The 21,195-nt window shown below is 72.4% G+C and carries 13 protein-coding genes; 12 read left to right on the plus strand and 1 reads right to left on the minus strand.

Annotation, left to right across the window (positions count from 1 at the left end; genetic code table 11):
• Positions 1 to 23: 23 nt before the first annotated feature.
• From ACWCXC_RS14215 to ACWCXC_RS14270, 12 genes are all read left to right on the plus strand, one after another.
• A complete protein-coding gene (locus ACWCXC_RS14215; protein WP_450680213.1) occupies positions 24 to 1,538 on the plus strand; it encodes a CYTH and CHAD domain-containing protein in 1,515 nt (504 codons plus the stop codon).
• 50 nt (positions 1,539 to 1,588) lie between these two features.
• The gene (locus ACWCXC_RS14220) at positions 1,589 to 3,514 is read left to right on the plus strand and encodes a TIGR03960 family B12-binding radical SAM protein (RefSeq protein WP_450888863.1); all 1,926 of its coding nucleotides are present in this window, start codon (positions 1,589 to 1,591) and stop codon (positions 3,512 to 3,514) included.
• Positions 3,515 to 3,601: 87 nt separating this feature from the next.
• On the plus strand, positions 3,602 to 4,825 hold the full coding sequence (locus ACWCXC_RS14225) for a hypothetical protein (protein WP_450888865.1): 1,224 nt from the start codon (positions 3,602 to 3,604) through the stop codon (positions 4,823 to 4,825).
• A gap of 122 nt (positions 4,826 to 4,947) precedes the next feature.
• The gene (locus ACWCXC_RS14230) at positions 4,948 to 5,715 is read left to right on the plus strand and encodes a TIGR03936 family radical SAM-associated protein (protein ID WP_450888867.1); all 768 of its coding nucleotides are present in this window, start codon (positions 4,948 to 4,950) and stop codon (positions 5,713 to 5,715) included.
• A 232-nt stretch (positions 5,716 to 5,947) separates the two neighbouring features.
• Positions 5,948 to 9,943, plus strand: coding sequence for an Rne/Rng family ribonuclease (locus tag ACWCXC_RS14235; protein ID WP_450888869.1), 3,996 nt, complete (start codon positions 5,948 to 5,950; stop codon positions 9,941 to 9,943).
• A 158-nt stretch (positions 9,944 to 10,101) separates the two neighbouring features.
• Complete coding sequence (gene galU, locus ACWCXC_RS14240; RefSeq protein ID WP_450680208.1) at positions 10,102 to 10,992, plus strand: UTP--glucose-1-phosphate uridylyltransferase GalU; 891 nt, start codon at positions 10,102 to 10,104, stop codon at positions 10,990 to 10,992.
• Positions 10,993 to 11,056: 64 nt separating this feature from the next.
• Positions 11,057 to 11,809 (plus strand): phosphocholine cytidylyltransferase family protein, encoded by a 753-nt coding sequence (locus ACWCXC_RS14245; protein WP_450680207.1) that lies wholly within the window; start codon positions 11,057 to 11,059, stop codon positions 11,807 to 11,809.
• Complete coding sequence (locus ACWCXC_RS14250) at positions 11,797 to 12,858, plus strand: iron-containing alcohol dehydrogenase family protein (RefSeq protein ID WP_450680206.1); 1,062 nt, start codon at positions 11,797 to 11,799, stop codon at positions 12,856 to 12,858. Before ACWCXC_RS14245 ends, ACWCXC_RS14250 begins: the two co-directional genes overlap by 13 nt.
• Positions 12,859 to 13,050: 192 nt before the next feature.
• Positions 13,051 to 13,371 carry a 50S ribosomal protein L21 gene (gene rplU / locus ACWCXC_RS14255; RefSeq protein ID WP_014045903.1) on the plus strand — a complete coding sequence of 107 codons (321 nt, stop codon included), beginning with the start codon at positions 13,051 to 13,053 and terminating at the stop codon, positions 13,369 to 13,371.
• A gap of 14 nt (positions 13,372 to 13,385) precedes the next feature.
• Positions 13,386 to 13,643 (plus strand): 50S ribosomal protein L27, encoded by a 258-nt coding sequence (gene rpmA / locus ACWCXC_RS14260; RefSeq protein ID WP_018551605.1) that lies wholly within the window; start codon positions 13,386 to 13,388, stop codon positions 13,641 to 13,643.
• Between the two features lie 140 nt (positions 13,644 to 13,783).
• Complete coding sequence (gene obgE / locus ACWCXC_RS14265; protein WP_450680205.1) at positions 13,784 to 15,223, plus strand: GTPase ObgE; 1,440 nt, start codon at positions 13,784 to 13,786, stop codon at positions 15,221 to 15,223.
• A 300-nt stretch (positions 15,224 to 15,523) separates the two neighbouring features.
• Positions 15,524 to 17,545 (plus strand): glycosyltransferase family 4 protein, encoded by a 2,022-nt coding sequence (locus ACWCXC_RS14270; protein ID WP_450680204.1) that lies wholly within the window; start codon positions 15,524 to 15,526, stop codon positions 17,543 to 17,545.
• Between the two features lie 68 nt (positions 17,546 to 17,613).
• Here ACWCXC_RS14270 and ACWCXC_RS14275 read toward each other — a convergent pair whose 3' ends face one another.
• A complete protein-coding gene (locus tag ACWCXC_RS14275; RefSeq protein ID WP_450680203.1) occupies positions 17,614 to 21,189 on the minus strand; it encodes a bifunctional glycosyltransferase/CDP-glycerol:glycerophosphate glycerophosphotransferase in 3,576 nt (1,191 codons plus the stop codon).
• Between the last annotated feature and the right edge of the window lie 6 nt (positions 21,190 to 21,195).

The raw sequence follows: 21,195 nt of genomic DNA on the forward strand, positions 1-21,195 counted from the left end.
CCGGGGCGCGTTAGGTTCGTCGTATGGCGGACTCCAAGCGCGAGGTCGAGCGGAAGTACGAAGCCACGGACACCACCCGGGTGCCCGACCTGGGCCGGGTGGCCGGGGTCGGGTCCGTCGCGCACGAGGGCGTCGGGGAACTGGACGCCGTTTACTACGACACCGAGGACCTGCGCCTCGCCGCCGCCCGGGTCACCCTCCGCCGCCGCACCGGAGGCCCGGACGCCGGCTGGCACCTGAAACTCCCCGTCGCCGCCGACGTCCGCGACGAGATCCGCGCCCCGCTCCGCGACGACGTGCCGCCCCGCCTCGCCGCCCTGATCCGCTCCCGGACCCTGGGCGCCCCCGTCGTCCCCGTGGTCCGGCTCCTCTCCGCCCGCGACGTCCACGTGCTCACGGGTGCCGACGGCACGCCCCTGGCCGAGCTCAGCGTCGACGAGGTCCGCGCGGAGCGGCTGCACGGCGGCGACGGCACCGCCGCCTGGACCGAGATCGAGGTCGAGCTGGCCGACGACGGGGACCCCGCCTTCCTCGACACCGTCGGCCGCGCGCTGGAGGAGGCCGGCATCCGGCCCTCCGCGGCCCCCTCCAAGCTCGCCCGCGCGCTGGAGGAGACGGCGCCCAAGGCCGCGAGCCCCCGCGACGACGAGCCGCGCACCGCAGGCGACCACGTCATGGTCTACGTACGCCGGCAGGCCGAGGCGATCGTCGCGCTCGACCCGGCCGTGCGGAGGGACCTGCCCGACTCCGTGCACCGGATGCGCGTCGCGACCCGGCGGCTGCGCAGCACCCTGCGCACGTACCGCCGCGTCCTGGACCGCGAGGCCACCCGCGCCCTCGGCGCCGAGCTGAAGTGGCTCGCGGGGGAGCTGGGCGTCGACCGCGACCAGGAGGTCCTGGACGCCCGGCTGCGCGCCCGGCTCGACGCACTGCCCCGCACGCTGGCCCTCGGGCCGGTCGAGGCCCGGTTGCGGCTCTGGTCGGCGGCGGGCCGCGGGGGTTCGCGCCGCCGCGTCACCGCCGTGCTGGACTCCGCGCGCCACCTGGAGCTGCTGCGGGCCCTGGAGGCCCTGCTCGCCGCTCCTCCGCTGCTGCCCGGTGCCGGCGCCCCGCCCGGCGACGAGCTGACCCGTGCCGTGCGCAAGGACCACAAGCGCCTCGCCGGACGCGTGGCGCACGCCCGGGAGCTGCCGCCCGGACCGGACCGGGACGCCGCCCTGCACAGCGCCCGCAAGGCCGCGAAGCGCGCCCGGTACGCGGCGGAGGCCGCCCGCCCCGCCCTGGGGAAGCCCGCGAAGAAGGCCGCCAAGCGGCTCAAGGCCGTCCAGAGCCTCCTCGGCGACCACCAGGACAGCGTGGTCGCCCGCGAGACCCTGCGGGCCCTCGCCGTAGAGGCGCACGCTGCGGGCGAGCCGTCGTTCACCTGGGGTCTGGTGTACGGGCGCGAGGAGGCGGCCGCCGCGGCGGCCGAGCGCGAGCTGCCCGGAGTGTGGCACCGGGCGGCCCGGGCCCGTATCCGGCGGTCCTCCGGAGGCTGAGCAGCGAGGTACGCTGGATGGTCACCCCTGCCGGCTCTCGAAAGTTCGCGATGTCTGTCGATTCGGTCTTCCCACAGCTCGAAGCCCTGCTCCCGCATGTGCAGAAGCCCATCCAGTACGTCGGCGGTGAGCTCAACTCCACCGTCAAGCCGTGGGACGAATGCGACGTCCGCTGGGCACTGATGTACCCGGACGCCTACGAGGTCGGGCTGCCCAACCAGGGCGTCATGATCCTCTACGAGGTACTGAACGAGCGCCAGGGCGTCCTGGCCGAGCGCACCTACAGCGTCTGGCCGGACCTGGAAGCGCTGATGCGCGAGCACCGGGTGCCGCAGTTCACCGTGGACAGCCACCGGCCCGTCAAGGCGTTCGACGTCTTCGGGCTCAGCTTCTCCACCGAGCTGGGCTACACCAACATGCTCACCGCCCTGGACCTGGCCGGCATCCCGCTGGCCGCGAAGGACCGGGGCCTGGACGACCCGATCGTGCTCGCCGGCGGCCACGCCGCGTTCAACCCCGAGCCGATCGCGGAGTTCATCGACTGCGCGGTCATCGGCGACGGCGAGCAGGCCGTCCTGGAGATCACCGAGATCATCCGCGCCTGGAAGGCCGAGGGCCGCCCCGGCGGCCGCGAGGAGGTGCTGTTCCGCCTCGCGAAGACCGGCGGGGTGTACGTCCCCGGCTTCTACGACGTGGAGTACCTCCCGGACGGCCGCATCGGCCGCGTCGTCCCGAACAGGTCGGGCGTGCCGTGGCGGGTGTCCAAGCACACGGTCATGGACCTGGACGAGTGGCCGTACCCGAAGCAGCCCCTGGTCCCGCTCGCCGAGACCGTCCACGAGCGGATGTCCGTGGAGATCTTCCGCGGCTGCACCCGCGGCTGCCGTTTCTGCCAGGCCGGCATGATCACGCGCCCCGTGCGGGAGCGAAGCATCACCGGCATCGGCGAGATGGTGGACAAGGGCCTCAAGGCCACCGGCTTCGAGGAGGTCGGCCTGCTCTCCCTCTCCTCGGCCGACCACACCGAGATCGGTGAAATCGCCAAGGGCCTGGCCGACCGCTACACCGAGGACAAGATCGGCCTCTCGCTGCCCTCCACCCGCGTCGACGCGTTCAATGTCGACCTGGCCAACGAGCTGACTCGCAACGGACGCCGTTCCGGCCTCACCTTCGCCCCCGAGGGCGGCTCCGAGCGCATGCGCAAGGTCATCAACAAGATGGTCTCGGAGGAGGACCTGATCCGCACCGTCGCCACCGCCTACGGCAACGGCTGGCGCCAGGTGAAGCTGTACTTCATGTGCGGCCTGCCCACCGAGACCGACGAGGACGTCCTCCAGATCGGTGACATGGCGGTCAACGTCATCGCCAAGGGCCGCGAGGTCTCCGGCCAGAACGACATCCGCTGCACGGTGTCCATCGGCGGCTTCGTGCCCAAGCCGCACACGCCGTTCCAGTGGGCGCCGCAGCTCAGCGCCGAGGAGACGGACGCCCGCCTCGCCAAGCTGCGGGACAAGATCCGCGGCGACAAGAAGTACGGCCGCTCGATCGGCTTCCGCTACCACGACGGCAAGCCCGGCATCGTCGAGGGCCTGCTCTCCCGCGGCGACCGCCGCGTCGGCTCCGTCATCCGCGCGGTCTACGAGGCCGGCGGCCGTTTCGACGGCTGGCGCGAGTACTTCAGCTACGACCTGTGGATGAAGAGCGCCGACGCGACCCTGCCGGAGTACGGCGTGGACGTCGACTGGTACACCACCCGCGAGCGGACCTACGAGGAGGTCCTGCCCTGGGACCACCTGGACTCGGGCCTCGACAAGGACTGGCTCTGGGAGGACTGGCAGGACGCGCTCGACGAGACCGAGGTCGAGGACTGCCGCTGGACGCCGTGCTTCGACTGCGGGGTCTGCCCCCAGATGGACACCAGCATCCAGATCGGCCCGACCGGCAAGAAGCTCCTGCCGCTGACGGTCGTGAAGTAGCCGCGTGCGCGCCGTGACCGGGTGACAGCTCGGTGACGAAGGCCCGGCCGGGGAAACCCCCGGCCGGGCCTTCGCGTCATGAGGGGCATGGAACAGGGAAAGCACCGGGCCCCCGAGCGGAGCGGGTACGGCGCGCACCAGGCGCCCGCGCACTACGAGGGCGGCGACGGCTGTCTGACCACGCTCGTCAGGATTCCGGTGCGGATCGTCGTCCTGGTCCTCGTCCTGCCGGTGCGGATGGTGTGGGACGCCCTGGTCGTGACGGCCCGCGCCGCCGACCGGGCGGTCCTGCGCCCGCTGGGCCGCGCCCTGGCACGGCTCTGGGAGAACCTGGTCGCCGCCCCGGCCCGATGGCTGTGGCGTGCGGTCCTGACCCCGCTCGGCCGGGGACTGCTGTGGCTCGCCGCCGCCGTGCTGGTGTGGCCGTGGGTCGCGCTCTGGCGGTACGTCCTGGTGCCCGGGGTGCGGTACGGGATCGTCGCCCCGCTGGGTCTGCTGTACGCCCATGTGCTCACCCCGATGGGCCACGGGCTGCGCTGGGTGTACCGGTCGCTGATCGACCCGGCCGGGCGGTGGACGGCCACGGCCGCGCGCCGGCTGGTCGTCGTGCTGCTCGTCGTCCCCGCCGTCGCCCTGTGGCGCCACGTCCTGGTGCCGCTCGGCCGGGGCGCCGCGTGGCTGGTCGAGCACCTGCTCGTGCTGCCGCTGGTGTGGACGTACCGGAACGTGCTCACCCCGCTGGGCCGGGGCGTCGGGTGGCTCCTCGATCTGCTGGGCCGGGGCATGGCGGCCGGCTGCCGGGGGGTGTGGGCCGCGCTGCGGTGGCTGGTCGTGGTGGGTCTCGTCACTCCGCTGCGGTGGCTGTGGCGCGCGGTCCTGGCCCCGCTCGGCCGGGAGACCGCCGCCGCGTTCGCCGTGGCCTGGCGGATCGCCGGAATGATCTCGCGGGCCGTCGGCCGGGCCCTCGCCCGGCTCGCCTGGTACCTGGTCGGCGCGCCCGCGCGCTGGGCCTACCGCACGGTGCTCACCCCGGTCGGGCACGTCCTGCGCGACGCCGTGCTGGCGCCCGCCGGACGGATGGCGCGCGCCATCGGGCGGACCGCCCGGGAAACCCTGCGCACGGCCCGCGAGACCGTGCGCCGCGCCCGCCGGGACGCCTGGCGGGCGCTGGTCGGAGAGCCCCGCGAACCCGAGCCCCGGGAACCGGCGGGCGTCCTTGCGCGTACTCTGGGTAGTACAACGACTGTGCCCAGCGCGGCGCCCGAACCAGAGATCTCCCTGCGGAAAGCGACAACCGACCCGCGGGGGTGAGCCGGACCGGACACCCCGGGCCACCCGCATTTCGAGGGCGGCGTGCCACCGCGTCCGCTCCGCACCGAGGAGAAGAACCACTGGGCAAGCGACAGCCCGAAGGCCCGCCGCCCGCACCGGCGGTGCAGCGCATCCGACTGCGCTACACCAAGCGGGGCCGCCTCCGGTTCACCAGCCATCGAGACTTCCAGCGTGCCTTCGAGCGGGCGCTGCGCCGCTCCGAGGTGCCCATGGCCTACTCGGCCGGCTTCACCCCGCACCCCAAGGTCTCGTACGCCAACGCCGCACCCACCGGCACCGGCAGCGAGGCCGAGTTCCTGGAGATCGCCCTCACCGAGGCCCGTGACCCCGGGACCCTGCGCGAGCTGCTCAACGACTCGCTGCCGGACGGTCTGGACATCACCGACGCCGTCGAGGCCCGCACCTCGGGTCTCGCGGACCGGCTGACCGCCTCCGTATGGGAACTGCGGCTGGACGGCGTCGAGCCGGCCGAGGCCGAGAAGGCCGTGGCCGCGTTCAACGCCGCCGAGAGCGTCGAGGTCGAGCGCCGCACCAAGAACGGCATGCGGAGCTTCGACGCACGCGCCGCCGTCGTCGACCTGCGGGCCCTTGATCATCAGCCTGATAGGCCCGGGGACAAGGCCTGTGCGATACTGCGGCTGGTTGTTCGGCACGTGACACCTGCCGTTCGGCCTGACGACGTCCTGTCCGGTCTCCGCGTAGTGGCCGACCTGGCGCCGCCGGTCCCCGCAGCGGTGACCAGGCTGGCGCAGGGGCTCTTCGACGAGGAGTCCGGCACGGTGACCGACCCGCTCGCGCCCGACCGCGAGGCAGCCCCGGCCACGGGGACCGCCGTCGCGACGGCGCCGGAAGGTGCAGGTTCCGCGTAAGGCGGTCGTTGTAGCGCAGCCCTCGGACTCGGGAGCCACCTGGGCCGGGCTGCGCGCTGACCCATAAGACTTTCGCCAGGCCGTGCGCACCACGCGTACGGAACCGGCGAGCCAGACATTCAGCCCCCGTGCGGCGCCCGCGCCCCGGACGGCAGAGCCGCGTGGACCACGCGGACCGTGCCGGACCGGAATCAGACGCGGCGCCCGGGAGCGCGACGGGAGAAACGCCCGCATGCCCCAGCCGACCGAACCCGGCACGACCGGGAACGCAGAAGAGAACACCACCCCCGGCGACAAGCTGCCGCCGCGCCGCAGGCGCCGCGCGGCCTCCCGCCCGGCGGGCCCGCCCACCACGGGCGCCCCGGCCGCCGAGGCCCCCGCCATACCGGCCGTTGACGCCGGAGTGTCGGAGACCAGCACCGAGAACGCCGTGGAGGCCGAAGCCGCGCCGCCCGCGCGCACCCGCCGCCGCGCCACCCGCAAGGCGACGTCCCCCGCCGGCCCGCCGCAGGCGGCCGAGAGCGCCGAGGTCGTCGAGAGCGCCGCGCCGGCCGAGCCGGCCCCGTTGGCCGAGGAGGAGCCCGCCGCCCCGGCCGAGGCCCCGCGCCGCCGCCGCGCCACCCGCAAGGCGACCGCGCCGGCCGGCGCGCCGCAGCCCGCCGAGACCGTCGCGGAGCCGGCGGCGGCCGAGCAGGCGGAACCCGCCGCGCCCGTCGAGCCCGCTCCGGCCGAGGCCCCGCGCCGCCGCCGCGCCACGCGCAAGGCGACCGCGCCCGCCGGTGCTCCGCAGCCCGCCGAGGCCGTCGCGGAGACCGCTGTCGCCGAGACCGCCGCGCCCGCCGAGGCCGCCGAGCCGGTCGAGGCACCCGCCGCCGAGGCGCCGCGCGCCCGGACCCGCCGCCGGGCCTCCGCGCCCGCCGGTGCTCCGCAGCCGGCCGAGGCCGTCGCGGAGACCGCCGTCGTGGAAGCGGAAGCGGAGCCGGCGCAGGCCGTCGAGGCCGCCGCGCCCGTCGAGTCCGCCCCGGCCGAGGCCCCGCGCCGCCGCCGTGCCACCCGCAAGGCGACCGCCCCCGCCGGTACGCCGCAGCCGGTCGAGGTCACCGAGGCCGCCGAGGAGCAGCCGGGCGAGAGCCTGCCCGAGGAGGCCGTGGAGGAGCTGGCCGCCGAGAGCGCCGAGGTCGAGGAGGCCGCCCCGCGCGGCCGTCAGCGCCGCCGGGCCACCTCGCCCGCCGGCCGGCCCGAGTTCACCGCCAAGGCCGAGGAGCCCGCGCGCCGGGGCCGCCGGGCGGCGCGCCCGGCCGTCGCCGTGTTCCAGGCGCCCGTCTTCGCCGAGCCGATGTTCCAGACGCCGGAGACCGCTGCCGCCGCCGCTGCGGCCGCCGCGTACGACGAGGAGCCCGAGGACGAGATCACGGCGGACGAGCAGCCCGCCGCGGCGGCCGAGCCCGCAGCCCAGAGCGGTTCGCGCCGTCGCCGTCGCCGTCGTGGCGAGGCCGCCGAGGCGGAGGCCCCGGCCCCCGTCGAGGAGCACGCCGAGGACGAGCGGGAGCCGGAGAGCGAGGCCGAGGCCGAGACCGAGCAGGACGCGGAGGACGCCGACGAGTACGGCGACCGTCCCTCGCGCCGCCGCCGCCGTGGAGGCCGTCGCCGCCGCCGTGGCGAGAACGCCGAGGAGGACTCCGCCGAGCAGCACACGGAGGACGCCGACCACGCCGAGGACGAGTCCGCGCGCGCCCAGGAGGAGTCCGAGGACGAGGGCGACGAGGAGCAGGACGACCACGAGGCGTCCGGCTCGGGCACCAGCAGCAGCCGGCGTCGCCGTCGCCGCCGCCGTCGCAGCGGTGACGCCGCGCCCGAGACCGACTCCGGCGCCGACGACCCGGAGCGCACGGTCGTCAAGGTCCGCGAGCCCCGCAAGAAGGACGCCGAGCGCGAGCCCGGCACCGGCTTCGACGAGGTCCAGTCCATCAAGGGCTCGACCCGGATGGAGGCCAAGAAGCAGCGCCGCCGCGAGGGCCGCGAGCAGGGCCGCCGCCGCGTCCCGATCATCACCGAGGCCGAGTTCCTGGCCCGCCGCGAGGCCGTCGAGCGCGTCATGGTCGTCCGCCAGTACGGCGAGCGCACCCAGATCGGCGTCCTTGAGGACAACGTGCTCGTGGAGCACTACGTCAACAAGGAGCAGGCCACCAGCTACGTCGGCAACGTCTACCTGGGCAAGGTCCAGAACGTGCTGCCGTCCATGGAGGCCGCCTTCGTCGACATCGGCAAGGGCCGCAACGCCGTGCTGTACGCGGGCGAGGTCAACTTCGAGGCGCTCGGCATGGCCCACGGGCCGCGCCGCATCGAGACCGCGCTCAAGTCCGGCCAGTCCGTCCTCGTCCAGGTCACGAAGGACCCGATCGGCCACAAGGGCGCCCGCCTGACCAGCCAGGTCTCGCTGCCCGGCCGCTACCTGGTCTACGTGCCCGAGGGCTCGATGACCGGGATCAGCCGCAAGCTGCCCGACACCGAGCGCGCCCGGCTCAAGACCATCCTCAAGAAGATCGTCCCCGAGGACGCGGGCGTCATCGTGCGCACCGCCGCCGAGGGCGCGAGCGAGGACGAGCTGCGCCGCGACGTCGAGCGGCTCCAGCAGCAGTGGGAGGACATCCAGAAGAAGTCGAAGAGCACCGGCAGCTCCAACGCGCCGACCCTGCTCTACGGCGAGCCGGACATGACCGTCCGGGTCGTCCGCGACATCTTCAACGAGGACTTCTCCAAGGTCATCGTCAGCGGCGACGACGCGTGGGAGACGATCTACGGATACGTCTCGCAGGTGGCGCCCGACCTGACGGACCGCCTGTCGCGGTGGACCTCCGAGGTCGACGTCTTCGCGACCTACCGGATCGACGAGCAGCTGATGAAGGCGCTGGACCGCAAGGTCTACCTGCCGAGCGGCGGCTCGCTGGTGATCGACAAGACCGAGGCGATGGTCGTCGTCGACGTCAACACCGGCAAGTTCACCGGCCAGGGCGGCAACCTGGAGGAGACGGTCACCAAGAACAACCTGGAGGCGGCCGAGGAGATCGTGCGCCAGCTGCGGCTGCGCGACCTCGGCGGCATCGTGGTCGTCGACTTCATCGACATGGTGCTGGAGTCCAACCGGGACCTGGTGCTGCGGCGCCTGCTGGAGTGCCTGGGACGCGACCGTACGAAGCACCAGGTCGCGGAGGTCACCTCGCTGGGCCTGGTCCAGATGACCCGCAAGCGGGTCGGCCAGGGCCTGCTGGAGTCCTTCTCCGAGACCTGTGTCCACTGCAACGGGCGCGGCGTGATCGTCCACATGGAGCAGCCCGGCACCTCCGGGGGCGGCGGTGGCGGCAAGCGGTCCAAGAAGCGCCGCGGCGGTTCGGGCCACGAGCACGACCACGACCACGAGCACGTCGCCGAGCCCGAGACGGAGACCGAGGCCGAGGTGGCCGCCGAGGTCGCCGCCCCGGTGGCGCTTCCCGAGCCGGAGTTCGTCCCGGACGAGGAGCTGTACAGCAGCCCGGCCGAGGCCGAGGCCGCCGCCGCGCGCGGCCGTGGCCGCCGTCGGGCGACCCGCAAGGCCACGGCGCCCGCCGGTGCCCCGAAGGCGGCGTCCACCCCGGCCCCCGAGGCCGAGCCGGTCGCGGAGCCGGAGCCCACCGAGGCGCCGGCCGCCCCGGTCGCGGAGGCCGAGGCCCCCGCCGCCGAGGCGCCGCAGGGCCGTACGCGCCGCCGGGCGACCCGGAAGGCGACCGCTCCGGCGGGCGCCCCCGCCGCCGCCGAGCCGGCCGAGGCCGCACCGGCCGCCGAGGAGCCGGCGCCCGTCGCGGACCCGGTCGCCGCCGAGGACCCGGTCGTCGAGGCGCCCGTGGAGGCGCTCGTCGAGGAGCCGGCCCCGCCGCGCGCCCGTCGCCGGGTGACCCGCAAGGTCAGCGCGCCCGCGGGTCCGCCCGCCGGTGCCGAGGAGGCCGAGATCGTCGTGGTCACGGCGACCGAGCCGGAGACCGCCCCCGAGGAGGAGGCCGAGCCGGCCCCCGCCAAGAAGACGGCCCGCAAGACGGCGAAGAAGGCCACGGCCAAGAAGGCCGCCGTCAAGAAGACCGCGGCGAAGAAGACCGCGGCCAAGAAGACGACGGCCAAGAAGGCGGCGGCGAAGAAGACGGTGGCGGCCGAGCAGTCCGCCCCGGCGCCCGTCACCGCTCCGGCCGACGAGGTCTGACCCACCTGGGGCCCGTACGGGGGCCGGCGCCACGGCGACCGGCCCCCGTACGGGCCCCGGCACCGCGCGCGACGCAGTCGGGCCGGTCCCGCCACGGGGCCGGCCGGCTGCGTTCCGGCGCCGGGCCGCCCCCGTACCCGACACGGAAGTCCCCGTACATGCACAAGATCCAGAAGGCCGTCATACCCGCCGCCGGGCTCGGTACCCGGTTCCTGCCGGCGACCAAGGCGACTCCCAAGGAGATGCTGCCGGTCGTCGACAAGCCGGCGATCCAGTACGTCGTCGAGGAGGCCGCCGCCGCGGGGCTGAACGACGTCCTGATGATCACCGGGCGCAACAAGCGGGCCCTGGAGGACCACTTCGACCGGAACTACGAGCTGGAGTCGGCGCTCACCCGCAAGGGCGACGCCGAGCGGCTGGTCCGGGTCCAGGAGTCCAGCGACCTGGCGACCATGCACTACGTCCGGCAGGGAGACCCCAAGGGCCTCGGCCACGCGGTGCTGTGCGCGGAGCCCCATGTCGGTGCCGAACCCTTCGCCGTCCTGCTCGGCGACGACCTGATCGACCCGCGCGACCCGCTGCTCGCCCGGATGACCGAGATCCAGGAGCGCGAGGGCGGCAGCGTCGTCGCGCTGATGGAGGTCGCCCCCGAGCAGATCCACCTGTACGGCTGCGCGGCGGTGGAGACCACGGCGGAGGACGACGTCGTCCGGGTGACCGGACTGGTCGAGAAGCCGGAGCGCGGGGACGCCCCCAGCAATCTGGCCGTCATCGGCCGCTATGTCCTCGACCCCGCCGTCTTCGCGGTGCTGCGCGACACCGAACCGGGCCGGGGCGGTGAGATCCAGCTCACCGACGCGCTCCAGCAGCTGGCCATGGACGAGAAGCTCGGCGGCCCGGTGCACGGCGTCGTCTTCCGGGGCCGCCGCTACGACACCGGCGACCGGGGCGACTATCTGCGCGCCATCGTCCGGCTCGCCTGCGAACGCGAGGACCTGGGCCCCGACTTCCGCGACTGGCTGCGCGGCTTCGTGTCCACCGAGCTCTGAGCGCCGCCGCCCGGCGTCCGCACCCCATCCGAGACATCCCGTACCGAGACCGAGGAGACACCCCATGATCGGCATGATCCTGGCGGCCGGCGCAGGCCGCCGTCTGCGCCCCTACACCGACACCCTGCCCAAGGCCCTCGTGCCGGTCGGCCCCGAGGGCGACGAGGAGAGCCTGACCGTCGTCGACCTGACGCTCGGCAACTTCGCCGAGGTCGGCCTGACCGACGTCGCGATCATCGTGGGCTACCGCAAGGAGGCCCTGTACGAGCGCAAGGCCGCCCTGGAGGCGAAGTACGGCGTCAGCATCACGCTGATCGACAACGACAAGGCCGAGGAGTGGAACAACGCCTACTCCCTGTGGTGCGGCCGCGACGCCCTCAAGGACGGTGTCATCCTCGCCAACGGCGACACCGTGCACCCGGTCTCCGTCGAGAAGACGCTGCTCGCCGCCCGCGGCGAGGGCAAGAAGATCATCCTCGCCCTCGACACGGTGAAGACCCTCGCGGACGAGGAGATGAAGGTCGTCGTCGAGGACGGCAAGGGCGTTCGGCGGATCACCAAGCTCATGGACCCGGCCGAGGCCACCGGCGAGTACATCGGCGTCACCCTCATCGAGGGCGAGGCGGCCGAGGAGCTGGCCGACGCGCTGAGGACCACCTTCGAGCGCGACCCCGACCTCTACTACGAGGACGGCTACCAGGAGCTCGTCAACCGCGGCTTCAAGGTCGACGTGGAACCGATCGGCGACGTCAAGTGGGTCGAGATCGACAACCACGACGACCTCGCCAAGGGCAGGAAGATCGCGTGCCAGTACTGACCCGGCTGATACCCGCGCCGGTCGTCGTCGACATCCGGGCCGGCGCTCTGGCGGATCTGGCGACGGTCCTCGCCGATCAGCGGATCTCCGGCTCCGGCAAGCTGGCGGTGGCGATCAGCGGGGGTTCCGGCCGGGCGCTGCGCGAGCGGCTCTCGGACAGCCTGCCGGGTGCTTCGTGGTTCGAGGTGGGCGGCGGCACGCTCGACGACGCCGTCCGCCTCGCCGAGGCCATGAAGTCCGGCCGGTACGACGCCGTCGTCGGGCTCGGCGGCGGCAAGATCATCGACTGCGCCAAGTTCGCCGCGGCACGCATCGGCCTGCCGCTGGTGGCCGTCGCGACGAACCTGTCGCACGACGGCCTCTGCTCCCCGGTGGCGACCCTGGACAACGACGCGGGCCGGGGCTCGTACGGCGTCCCCAACCCGATCGCCGTCGTCATCGACCTGGACGTCATCCGCGAGGCCCCGGTCCGCTTCGTGCGGTCCGGGATCGGCGACGCGCTCTCGAACATCTCGGCCGTGGCGGACTGGGAGCTGGCCCACCGGGTCAACGGCGAGGACATCGACGGACTCTCGGCGGCGATGGCCCGGCAGGCCGGCGAGGCCGTGCTGCGCCACCCCGGGTCCCTCGGCGACGACGGTTTCCTCCAGGTGCTGGCCGAGGGGCTGGTGCTCACCGGCATCTCGATGTCGGTGGCGGGGGACAGCCGTCCCGCCTCCGGCGCCTGTCACGAGATCAACCACGCCTTCGACCTGCTCTTCCCCAAGCGCGCGGCCAGCCACGGGGAGCAGTGCGGTCTGGGCGCGGCGTTCGCGATGCATCTGCGGGGCGCGTACGCGGAGTCGGCGCGGATGGCCGGGGCGCTGCGGCGGCACGGTCTGCCGGTGACCGCGGAGGAGATCGGGTTCACGGCAGAGGAGTTCGTCTCCGTCGTCGAGTTCGCCCCCCGCACCCGGCCGGGCCGCTACACGATCCTGGAGCACCTGAGCCTGTCCCGGGACCGGATCCGGGACGCCTACGCCGCGTACACCGAGGCTGCCGGGGCCTGAGCCGGGGCCCGGTTTGACCGGGCTGTCCGGGCCCCGTAACCTTGACCCTCGGCGTTTGTTCGCCACACCTCTGAGCACTGACCTCCCGCTCGTACGGGAGAGGCCGCTCGTCCGATCCGGATCATCGCGGGCCCCGGCCCGTGTGGGCGGCTGGCATCAGGGGTTTCCGCTTCGAGTGAGAGTGAGATCCGCGTGTACGCCATCGTGCGCAGCGGTGGTCGCCAGCACAAGGTTGCTGTCGGCGACATCGTTGAGGTTGACAAGATTTCCACTGCCAAGGTGGGCGACACGGTAGAGCTCTCTACCCTGCTCGTTGTCGACGGCGACGCCGTGACCAGCGACCCGTGGGTGCTGGACGGCATCAAGGTCCAGGCCGAGGTCGTGGACCACCACAAGGGCGCGAAGATCGACATCCTTCGCTACAAGAACAAGACCGGCTACCGCCGTCGCCAGGGTCACCGCCAGCAGTACACGGCGATCAAGGTCACCGGTATCCCCGCGGCTGCGAAGTAAGGGACTGAGAACACATGGCACACAAGAAGGGCGCATCGTCCACCCGGAACGGGCGCGACTCCAACGCTCAGCGGCTCGGCGTGAAGCGCTTCGGCGGTCAGGCCGTCAACGCCGGTGAGATCCTGGTCCGCCAGCGCGGCACCCACTTCCACCCGGGCACGGGCGTCGGCCGTGGCGGCGACGACACGCTGTTCGCGCTGGCCGCCGGTGCGGTCCAGTTCGGCACCCACCGTGGCCGTAACGTGGTGAACATCGTTCCGATCGCCGGCTGAATCCCCGGCGCTCGTCGAGCGTGATGACGTGGAGGCGGACCTCACTTCCTTGACGGGAAGTGGGTCCGCCTTTCGCGTGTTGCCCCTCCGGGGGCGCACGCGCGAGACTTTTCTGTACGGAGCAACTGGAGGTTCCACCCATGACCACCTTCGTGGACCGCGTCGAACTGCATGTCGCCGCGGGTAACGGAGGCCACGGCTGTGCCTCCGTCCACCGTGAGAAGTTCAAGCCGCTGGGCGGCCCGGACGGCGGCAACGGCGGCCGCGGCGGCGATGTGACCCTGGTCGTCGACCAGGACGTCACCACGCTGCTCGACTACCACCACCACCCCCACCGCAAGGCCACCAACGGCCAGCCCGGCGCGGGCGACAACCGCACCGGCAAGGAGGGCCAGGACCTGGTCCTGCCCGTGCCGGACGGCACCGTCGTCCTGGACCGGGCCGGCAACGTGCTGGCCGACCTGGTCGGCCAGGGCACCGCCTTCGTCGCGGGCCAGGGCGGCCGGGGCGGACTCGGCAACGCGGCACTGGCCTCCGCCCGGCGCAAGGCCCCCGGCTTCGCGCTGCTGGGCGAGCCCGGCGAGGCCCGGGACATCGTCCTGGAGCTGAAGACCGTCGCCGACGTCGCGCTGGTGGGCTATCCGAGCGCGGGCAAGTCCTCGCTGATCTCGGTCCTGTCGGCCGCCAAGCCGAAGATCGCCGACTACCCGTTCACCACCCTGGTCCCCAACCTGGGCGTGGTCACCGCGGGCTCCACCGTCTACACCATCGCGGACGTCCCGGGACTGATCCCCGGCGCCAGCCAGGGCAAGGGCCTCGGCCTGGAGTTCCTGCGCCACGTCGAGCGCTGCTCGGTGCTCGTGCACGTCCTGGACACCGCGACGCTGGAGTCCGACCGCGACCCGGTCTCCGACCTCGACATGATCGAGGAGGAGCTGAAGCTGTACGGCGGGCTGGAGGACCGGCCCCGCGTCGTCGTCCTCAACAAGATCGACATCCCGGACGGCCAGGACCTCGCGGACATGATCCGCCCCGACCTGGAGGCCCGCGGCTACCGCGTCTTCGAGGTGTCGGCGGTGGCCCGCACCGGTCTCAAGGAGCTGTCCTACGCGCTGGCCGGCATCATCGCCGAGGCGCGGGCGGCCAAGCCCGTTGAGGAGGCGACCCGTATCGTCATCCGGCCCAAGGCCGTGGACGACACCGGCTTCACCGTCACGCTGGAGGACGACGGCATCTACCGGGTGCGCGGCGAGAAGCCGGAGCGCTGGGTGCGCCAGACCGACTTCAACAACGACGAGGCCGTCGGCTATCTCGCGGACCGGCTCAACCGGCTCGGGGTCGAGGACGAGCTGCGCAAGGCGGGTGCCCGCGCCGGTGACGGCGTGGCCATCGGCGCCGAGGACAACGCGGTCGTCTTCGACTGGGAGCCGACCGTCACGGCCGGCGCGGAGATGCTCGGCCGCCGCGGCGAGGACCACCGCTTGGAGGAGCCGCGCCCGGCCGCCCAGCGGCGCCGCGATCGCGAGGCGGAGCGCGACGAGGCCGGCCAGGAGTTCCAGGACTTCGATCCGTTCGCGTAACGAGGTTCCCTCAGGGGTGTGTCCCTCGCGCCGGCCGGTCCGGTACGGGGGACACACCCCTTTTGCCGAACGGGCGTACGGTGATGTGATGGGGTTTCGTACGTCATCCCACTGCCCGGTACGCTATGGTCAAAGATTCGATAAACTTTCACCCCCTGCACAACCCTGTGACCTTCCTGTCCGTCTTCCTGGTGCGGGGGCCTGCCCTCGCACCAGCCGAGGGGGTAGGGGGAGCGTGGTGACCGCCGCGCGAGGCTGCCCTGGGACTGCCGCGCGACGCGGCCCAGCCGAAAGACGCAAGTGAAGATTTCATTTCTGGTGCGCGACCTCTGCCACATGGGCGGAGTGGTGAGCGCGACGCAGAACCTCGCGGGTGCGCTCGCCGCCCGGCACGAGGTGGAGATCGTCGCCCTTCGCAAGGTGCGGGACGAGTCGTACTTCCCGCTCGACCCGAGGGTCTCGGTGCGGGTCCTGACCGATCTGCGCAAGCACTCGCCGACCTCGGACCTGGACGACCCGCTGATCGAGGTCTTCCCCAAGGTGTACCCGGTCGATCCGGCCGAGAAGAAGCCCGTGGTCAGCCGGCTGGCCGAGCTGCGGCTGCTCGAATTCCTCGCCACCACCGACGCGGACGTCGTGGTCAGCTCCAGCCCCCGCAACACGATCATGCTCTCGTACGCCGAGGGGAACTACCTGCGGGTCACGCAGGAGCACTCCATGCCCTCGATCTACGCGAAGTACTACCAGGGCCGGCTCTTCAAGGCGTACCACTCGCTGGACGCGCTCACCGCGCTCACCCCCGAAGAGGTTGTGAGCATCGGCAACCTGGTGCCGGGCGTGCGCAACCGCCTGGCCGTCATGCCCAACTGCGTGCCCGCCGCCCCCGTCCAGTCCAAGAGCACCAACAAGGTCGTCATCGCGGCCGGTCTGCTCAAGGAGAACAAGAACTTCGCCGCCGTCATCGACGCCTTCGCCACGGTCGTGGCCAAGCGCCCCGACTGGCGGCTGCGGATCTACGGCGGCGGCACCGAGAAGGCCAATCTGCGCAAGCAGATCGAGACCCTCGGCCTGCACAACACCGTGACCCTGATGGGACCCGCCGCGCCGGTCTCGCCCGAGTTCAGCAAGGGCTCGATCTTCGTGCTGCCGTCCAAGCGCGAGGCATTCGGCAATGTGATCGTCGAGGCGATGGCGGCCGGTCTCCCCGTCGTCAGCACCGACGCCGACCACGGCCCCCGCAACATCATCACCCACGGCGAGGACGGGCTCATCGTCCCGCGCGGCGACACCGCCGCCATGGCCGAGGCCATCCTCGAACTGGTCGAGGACGACGAGCGCCGCAAGCGCATGGGCGCGGCCGCCGTGCGCAACGCCGTGCGCTTCCACGAACCCGCCAGCTGCGCCCGGTTCGAGGCGATCCTGCACGACGCTGCCGCCCGTCGCGCGCTGCCCACCACCGCCACCGCCCAGGTGGACGCCATGGGTTCGGTCCACATCGACGTCGGCACCCTGCCCCCCGAGGGCCACGGCGCCGAGATCGTCTGCCGCCGCACCGGCCGCAACCCCGTCGAGGAACGCTTCGCCATCGAGCCCGACGGCTCCGCCGTGGTGCCCTGGCACGGCGGCCTCCCCGAGGGCACCTGGGAGCTGTCCGTCCGCGCCCAGGACGGCAACGAGGTCCCCCTCACCGTCGACGGCTACGGCTGCGACGTACGCGACCTGCTCAACGTCCCGCTGCCCCGCGAGGGCGGCGTGCCGGCGCTGGAGCTGCTGCTGCCGCACCGGGGGGAGATGGACCGGCTGCGGATCCGGAGCGTGGTGCGGGAGGCGCACGTCGAGGTCGACTCCCTGATGGTCACCACCGAGTCCGCCGAGGTGGATGCCGGCTGCTGGGGCGTGGAGCTCGGCCGGTCCGCCGCGCTGGAGGCCGTGAACCGCAGGAACAAGGAGCAGGTGCTGACCTTCCCGGTCGTGGCCGTGGAGGGCACGCGCATCACGGCCCGGGTGGACTTCGGCCGGCTGGTGGCCGAGCACGAGGGCCCGGAGCTGATCTGGGACATGTGGCTGCGGCCGGCCGAGGGCGCCGAACGCGTCGAGCTGGGCAAGCTGGCCACCGACGTCCTGGAACCGATCGGGGTGTTCACCTTCCCCCGGCCGGTGATCCCGGTACCGGTGCCGAAGCCCAGCCTGCTGGACAAGGTGAGCCGCAGGCTGAACCGCAAGGCGGCGCCCGAGGAGCGCCCGGTCTCCGGGATCGAGATCCGGCCGTATTTCACGGCGCGTTCGCAGCTGGCCTTCAAGACGGTGGACGTGCGCGCGTAGGGCGGGACGTACGCCACAGGGGCGGGCCCCGGAGGAGATCCTCCGGGGCCCGCCCCTGTGCGGTGGTGCTACTTGCCGGCCTCGGGCTCCTTCGCCTGCTCCAGCATGCGGTCGATGACGCGCTGCGAGGCCGCGCCGTCGTCCAGGTCGCAGAACAGGTGGTGGAAACGGTCGAAGCGCTCGCTGAACCGGGGCCAGACGCTGTCGATGTCCCGGATCGAGTCGATCAGTTCGGCCGAGGTGCGGACCAGGGGGCCGGGCGAGTCCTTCTCGAAGTCGAAGTAGAACCCGCGCAGCGTGTCGCGGTAGTGCTCCAGGTCGTACGTGAAGAAGAGCATCGGCCGCTTGAGGTGCGCGTAGTCGAACATCACGGACGAGTAGTCGGTGATCATGATGTCGGACGCGAGGTACAGATCGGCGATGTCCGGGTACTCGGAGACGTCCCAGACGAAGCCGTTCCCGGCCCCCGGCACGGCGTCGACCACGTTGGAGTGGCGGCGGATCAGCAGGACGTGGTCCTCCCCGAGCCGACGGCGGGCGTCCTCCAGGTCCAGCCGCAGATCGAACCGGTACTGGCCGGCGCTGTGCGACTGGTCGTCGCGCCAGGTCGGTGCGTACAGGACGACCTTCTTGCCGGCGGGCAGGCCGAGCTTCGCCTTGACCTGCTCGACGATCGTCTCCCGGCTGGGGGAGTAGAGGTAGTCGTTGCGCGGGTAGCCGGCTTCCAGGATCTCCCCGTCGTAGGAGAAGGCCCGCTTCAGGATGGGGGTGCTGAACCGGTTGGACGAGACGAGCAGGCTCCAGTTGTTCGCCTCCAGCGCCAGGCGGTTCTGGTACTCGCGGTCGAAGTGCAGCGTCTCGATGTCGTGGCCGATCTTCTTCAGCATCGTGCCGTGCCAGGTCTGCACGATCACCTGGCCGGGACGGCGCACGACCCACTCGGGCAGGTGCCCGTTGGTGACGATGTAGCGCGACCGGGACAGGGCCTCGAACCACTCGCGTCCCCACATGCGGACCTTCTCCGCGGTCGGCGGCAGGACGACCTGGCCGTCCCGGACGGCCCACAGGTGCTTGAGGTCGTCGCCGCGGCGCAGCAGCTCCTCGTGGATGGCCCGGGGGCTGTCCGAGTACTGCTTGCCGTTGTAGCTCAGGTAGAAGACCTGGTCGAGAAGCGGCTTCTCACGGCCGGGCTCGTACACCTCGCGGCGCAGCTGGAACTGCCGGTACGGACCGAGCTCCATGTCGCTCAGCTCGGAACGGCAGTTGAGCTGGGGGAAGTCGCCCCAGCGGTGCTCGAACCAGTAGCGCCGGCCGCCCAGTTCGGTGTGGAGCGGGAACTGCGCCACGGCCAGCCGGTCGATGACGAAGGCGACGTCCGGGATGTTCTCGTCCTCGGACCGCAGGAACAGGTTCCACCGCCCCGCCTTGAGCGGGACCTGGCCCGAACCGCCCATGACGGACGGGTCGAAGGAGGCGGTGAAGGTCCCGTCCTGGGACCATTCGACCGTCGTCGTCCGCTCGTCGAAGCGGCTGCGGGCCTTGAGGAGCAGGGCGGCGCCGACGAGCTTGGGACTCGTACGGCCGGTGACGACGATCTGGCCGCCGCGCTCGGCGACGGCGGTGATCACGGCACGCCGAGAGCGGCCGATGATCTTCAGATAGCCGTTGTTGCCCGAGACCAGCGCGAGTTCCTGATGGGCGCCCGCGGCGCCGAAGCTCTCCGGCAGGTCGAAGCGGAGGTCCGCCAGGTTCTCCCGGACGACGCTGCTGAACTCGCGCTCGGTGCCGTCGGGAGCGGTGGCGATCAGCGCCGTGCTCCACAGCCGCCGTCCGGGCTGGGTCGTCTCGTCCGTCGCGTCGGTCGCGAGCAGGGCCACCTCGGTGAGGGGTACGTGCGCCCTGAACGTGACCGTGTCGCCGGTCCGGCCCACGGTCGCCGGGAACCGCTTGATCTCACCGCTCTTGGGGTTCTTCAGCCGCAGGACGAGCGTCTCGCCCTGCTGCAACGGGACCCGCAGCTCACCGACGATCTCCAGCCGGTCGCCGTCGAGACGGCGGTCGGTGATGAGAGCGCGGACCCGCTCGATGCGGAGCTTCAGCGCGCTGCGCTCGACGCTGGGGAGCAGCCGGAAGTCCTTGTCGAGCCACTGGTAGGGCGGGAAGTTGGCCGCCGAACCGCCGCGCGCCCACACACCGCTGCGCCGCACCAGGCCCGAGGAGTAGACGTTGATGCCGACGTGCCAGAGCCCCTCCTGCCAGGTGCCGCCCTTGCGGAGCTTCGCGGGGTCGAGTTCGAGCTCCCACCCGGCCCAGTCGTAGTTGTAGCGCTTCTGGCCGGAGCCGGTGGTGGCCTCGGGACGGTGGGTGTTCCTGGCCGGCAGAAACAGCCGGCGCCGCGACTGGTCCCGCTTGAACTGGAGGACCTTGATGCTGCTGCGCTTCGACGACATGTCGATCTTGTCGATCCAGGCGTCGCCGGAGAGCACGAGCTTGCCGTCCCGCCACTCGACCGAGCGCAGGGGGGCGCGCAGGTCCAGGTCCCGGTCGATGCGCAGGGCGGCCTTCGGCAGCTCGACGGCGCTCGACTCCAGAGGGGCGAAGCTCGCGTACTTCCGGAAGCCGCCGGAGACCTCGACGGGGTCCTTGCGGCGCTGCGAGGCCAGCAGGGCGATCAGCTCGGGCATGGCGTGCTTGCGCACGAGCAGCCACTGCACGCGCAGGTCCGCGGGCAGCGCCATGACGATCTGCGGGTCGATCGTGTCCAGGTAGCGGTTGGTGGCCTCCAGGAACGCCTCGTGGAACTCCGCGGTGGCGTCGGGAAGGACCCGCAGGAACAGCCGGAGGTCGTCCCGGAGCACGCGGTCGTCGTACTGCCGCTTGTACTCGGCGAACTCGGGACTCGGGTGCTGCGTCAGGAAGTCGCTGACCAGGCTCACCGCGGTGACCCGGTCCCGGATCGCCTGGGGCTCCCGGCGCCGCTGCGTGATCGACGGCGCCGACTCGCCCTCGCGCAGCCGCCAGAAGTACGTCGGCTCACCGATGATGTCGACCGCTTCCGCCTGGTAGTGGGCGGGCAGGACGACGGGGATGTCCTCGTGCAGGATGCCCTCGGGGAACGCGAACCCGTGCTTCTCCCAGAAGGTGCGCCGGAACACCTTGTTGCAGGCGATGCGGTCGGCGACGAGCTTCGGGTTCTCCGAGATGTGCGTCCGCTGGCGCGCCTCGCCCGCCAGCATCTTGAGCAGCGGGACCTGCCAGGACTTCTCGCCCCGGAGATGGAAGACGTTCCCGGTGGCGAAGTCGGAGCCGCTCTCGTCGAGGCTCGCGATCATCAGCCGGTAGGCGTCCGAGGGAATGACGTCGTCGCTGTCGACGAACGTCAGGAACTCCGCGTCGGGCGACATGTGCGCGATGCCCGTGTTGCGGGCCGCGCCGAGACCGCCGTTCTCCTTCCGTATGAGGGTGAACCGGGAGTCGCGGTCGGCGTACTCCGCGGCTATGGCCGCGGAACCGTCCGGAGACCCGTCGTCCACCATCAGGATTTCGATCTCGCGGAGCGTCTGTGCGGCCAACGAGTCGAGACAGGCCGGGAGATAGTGCTCCACGTTGTAGATGGGGACGATGACACTGAGCCGAGGGGCCATGGTGTG

It is taken from the genome of Streptomyces sp. NPDC001515 (assembly GCF_053597115.1).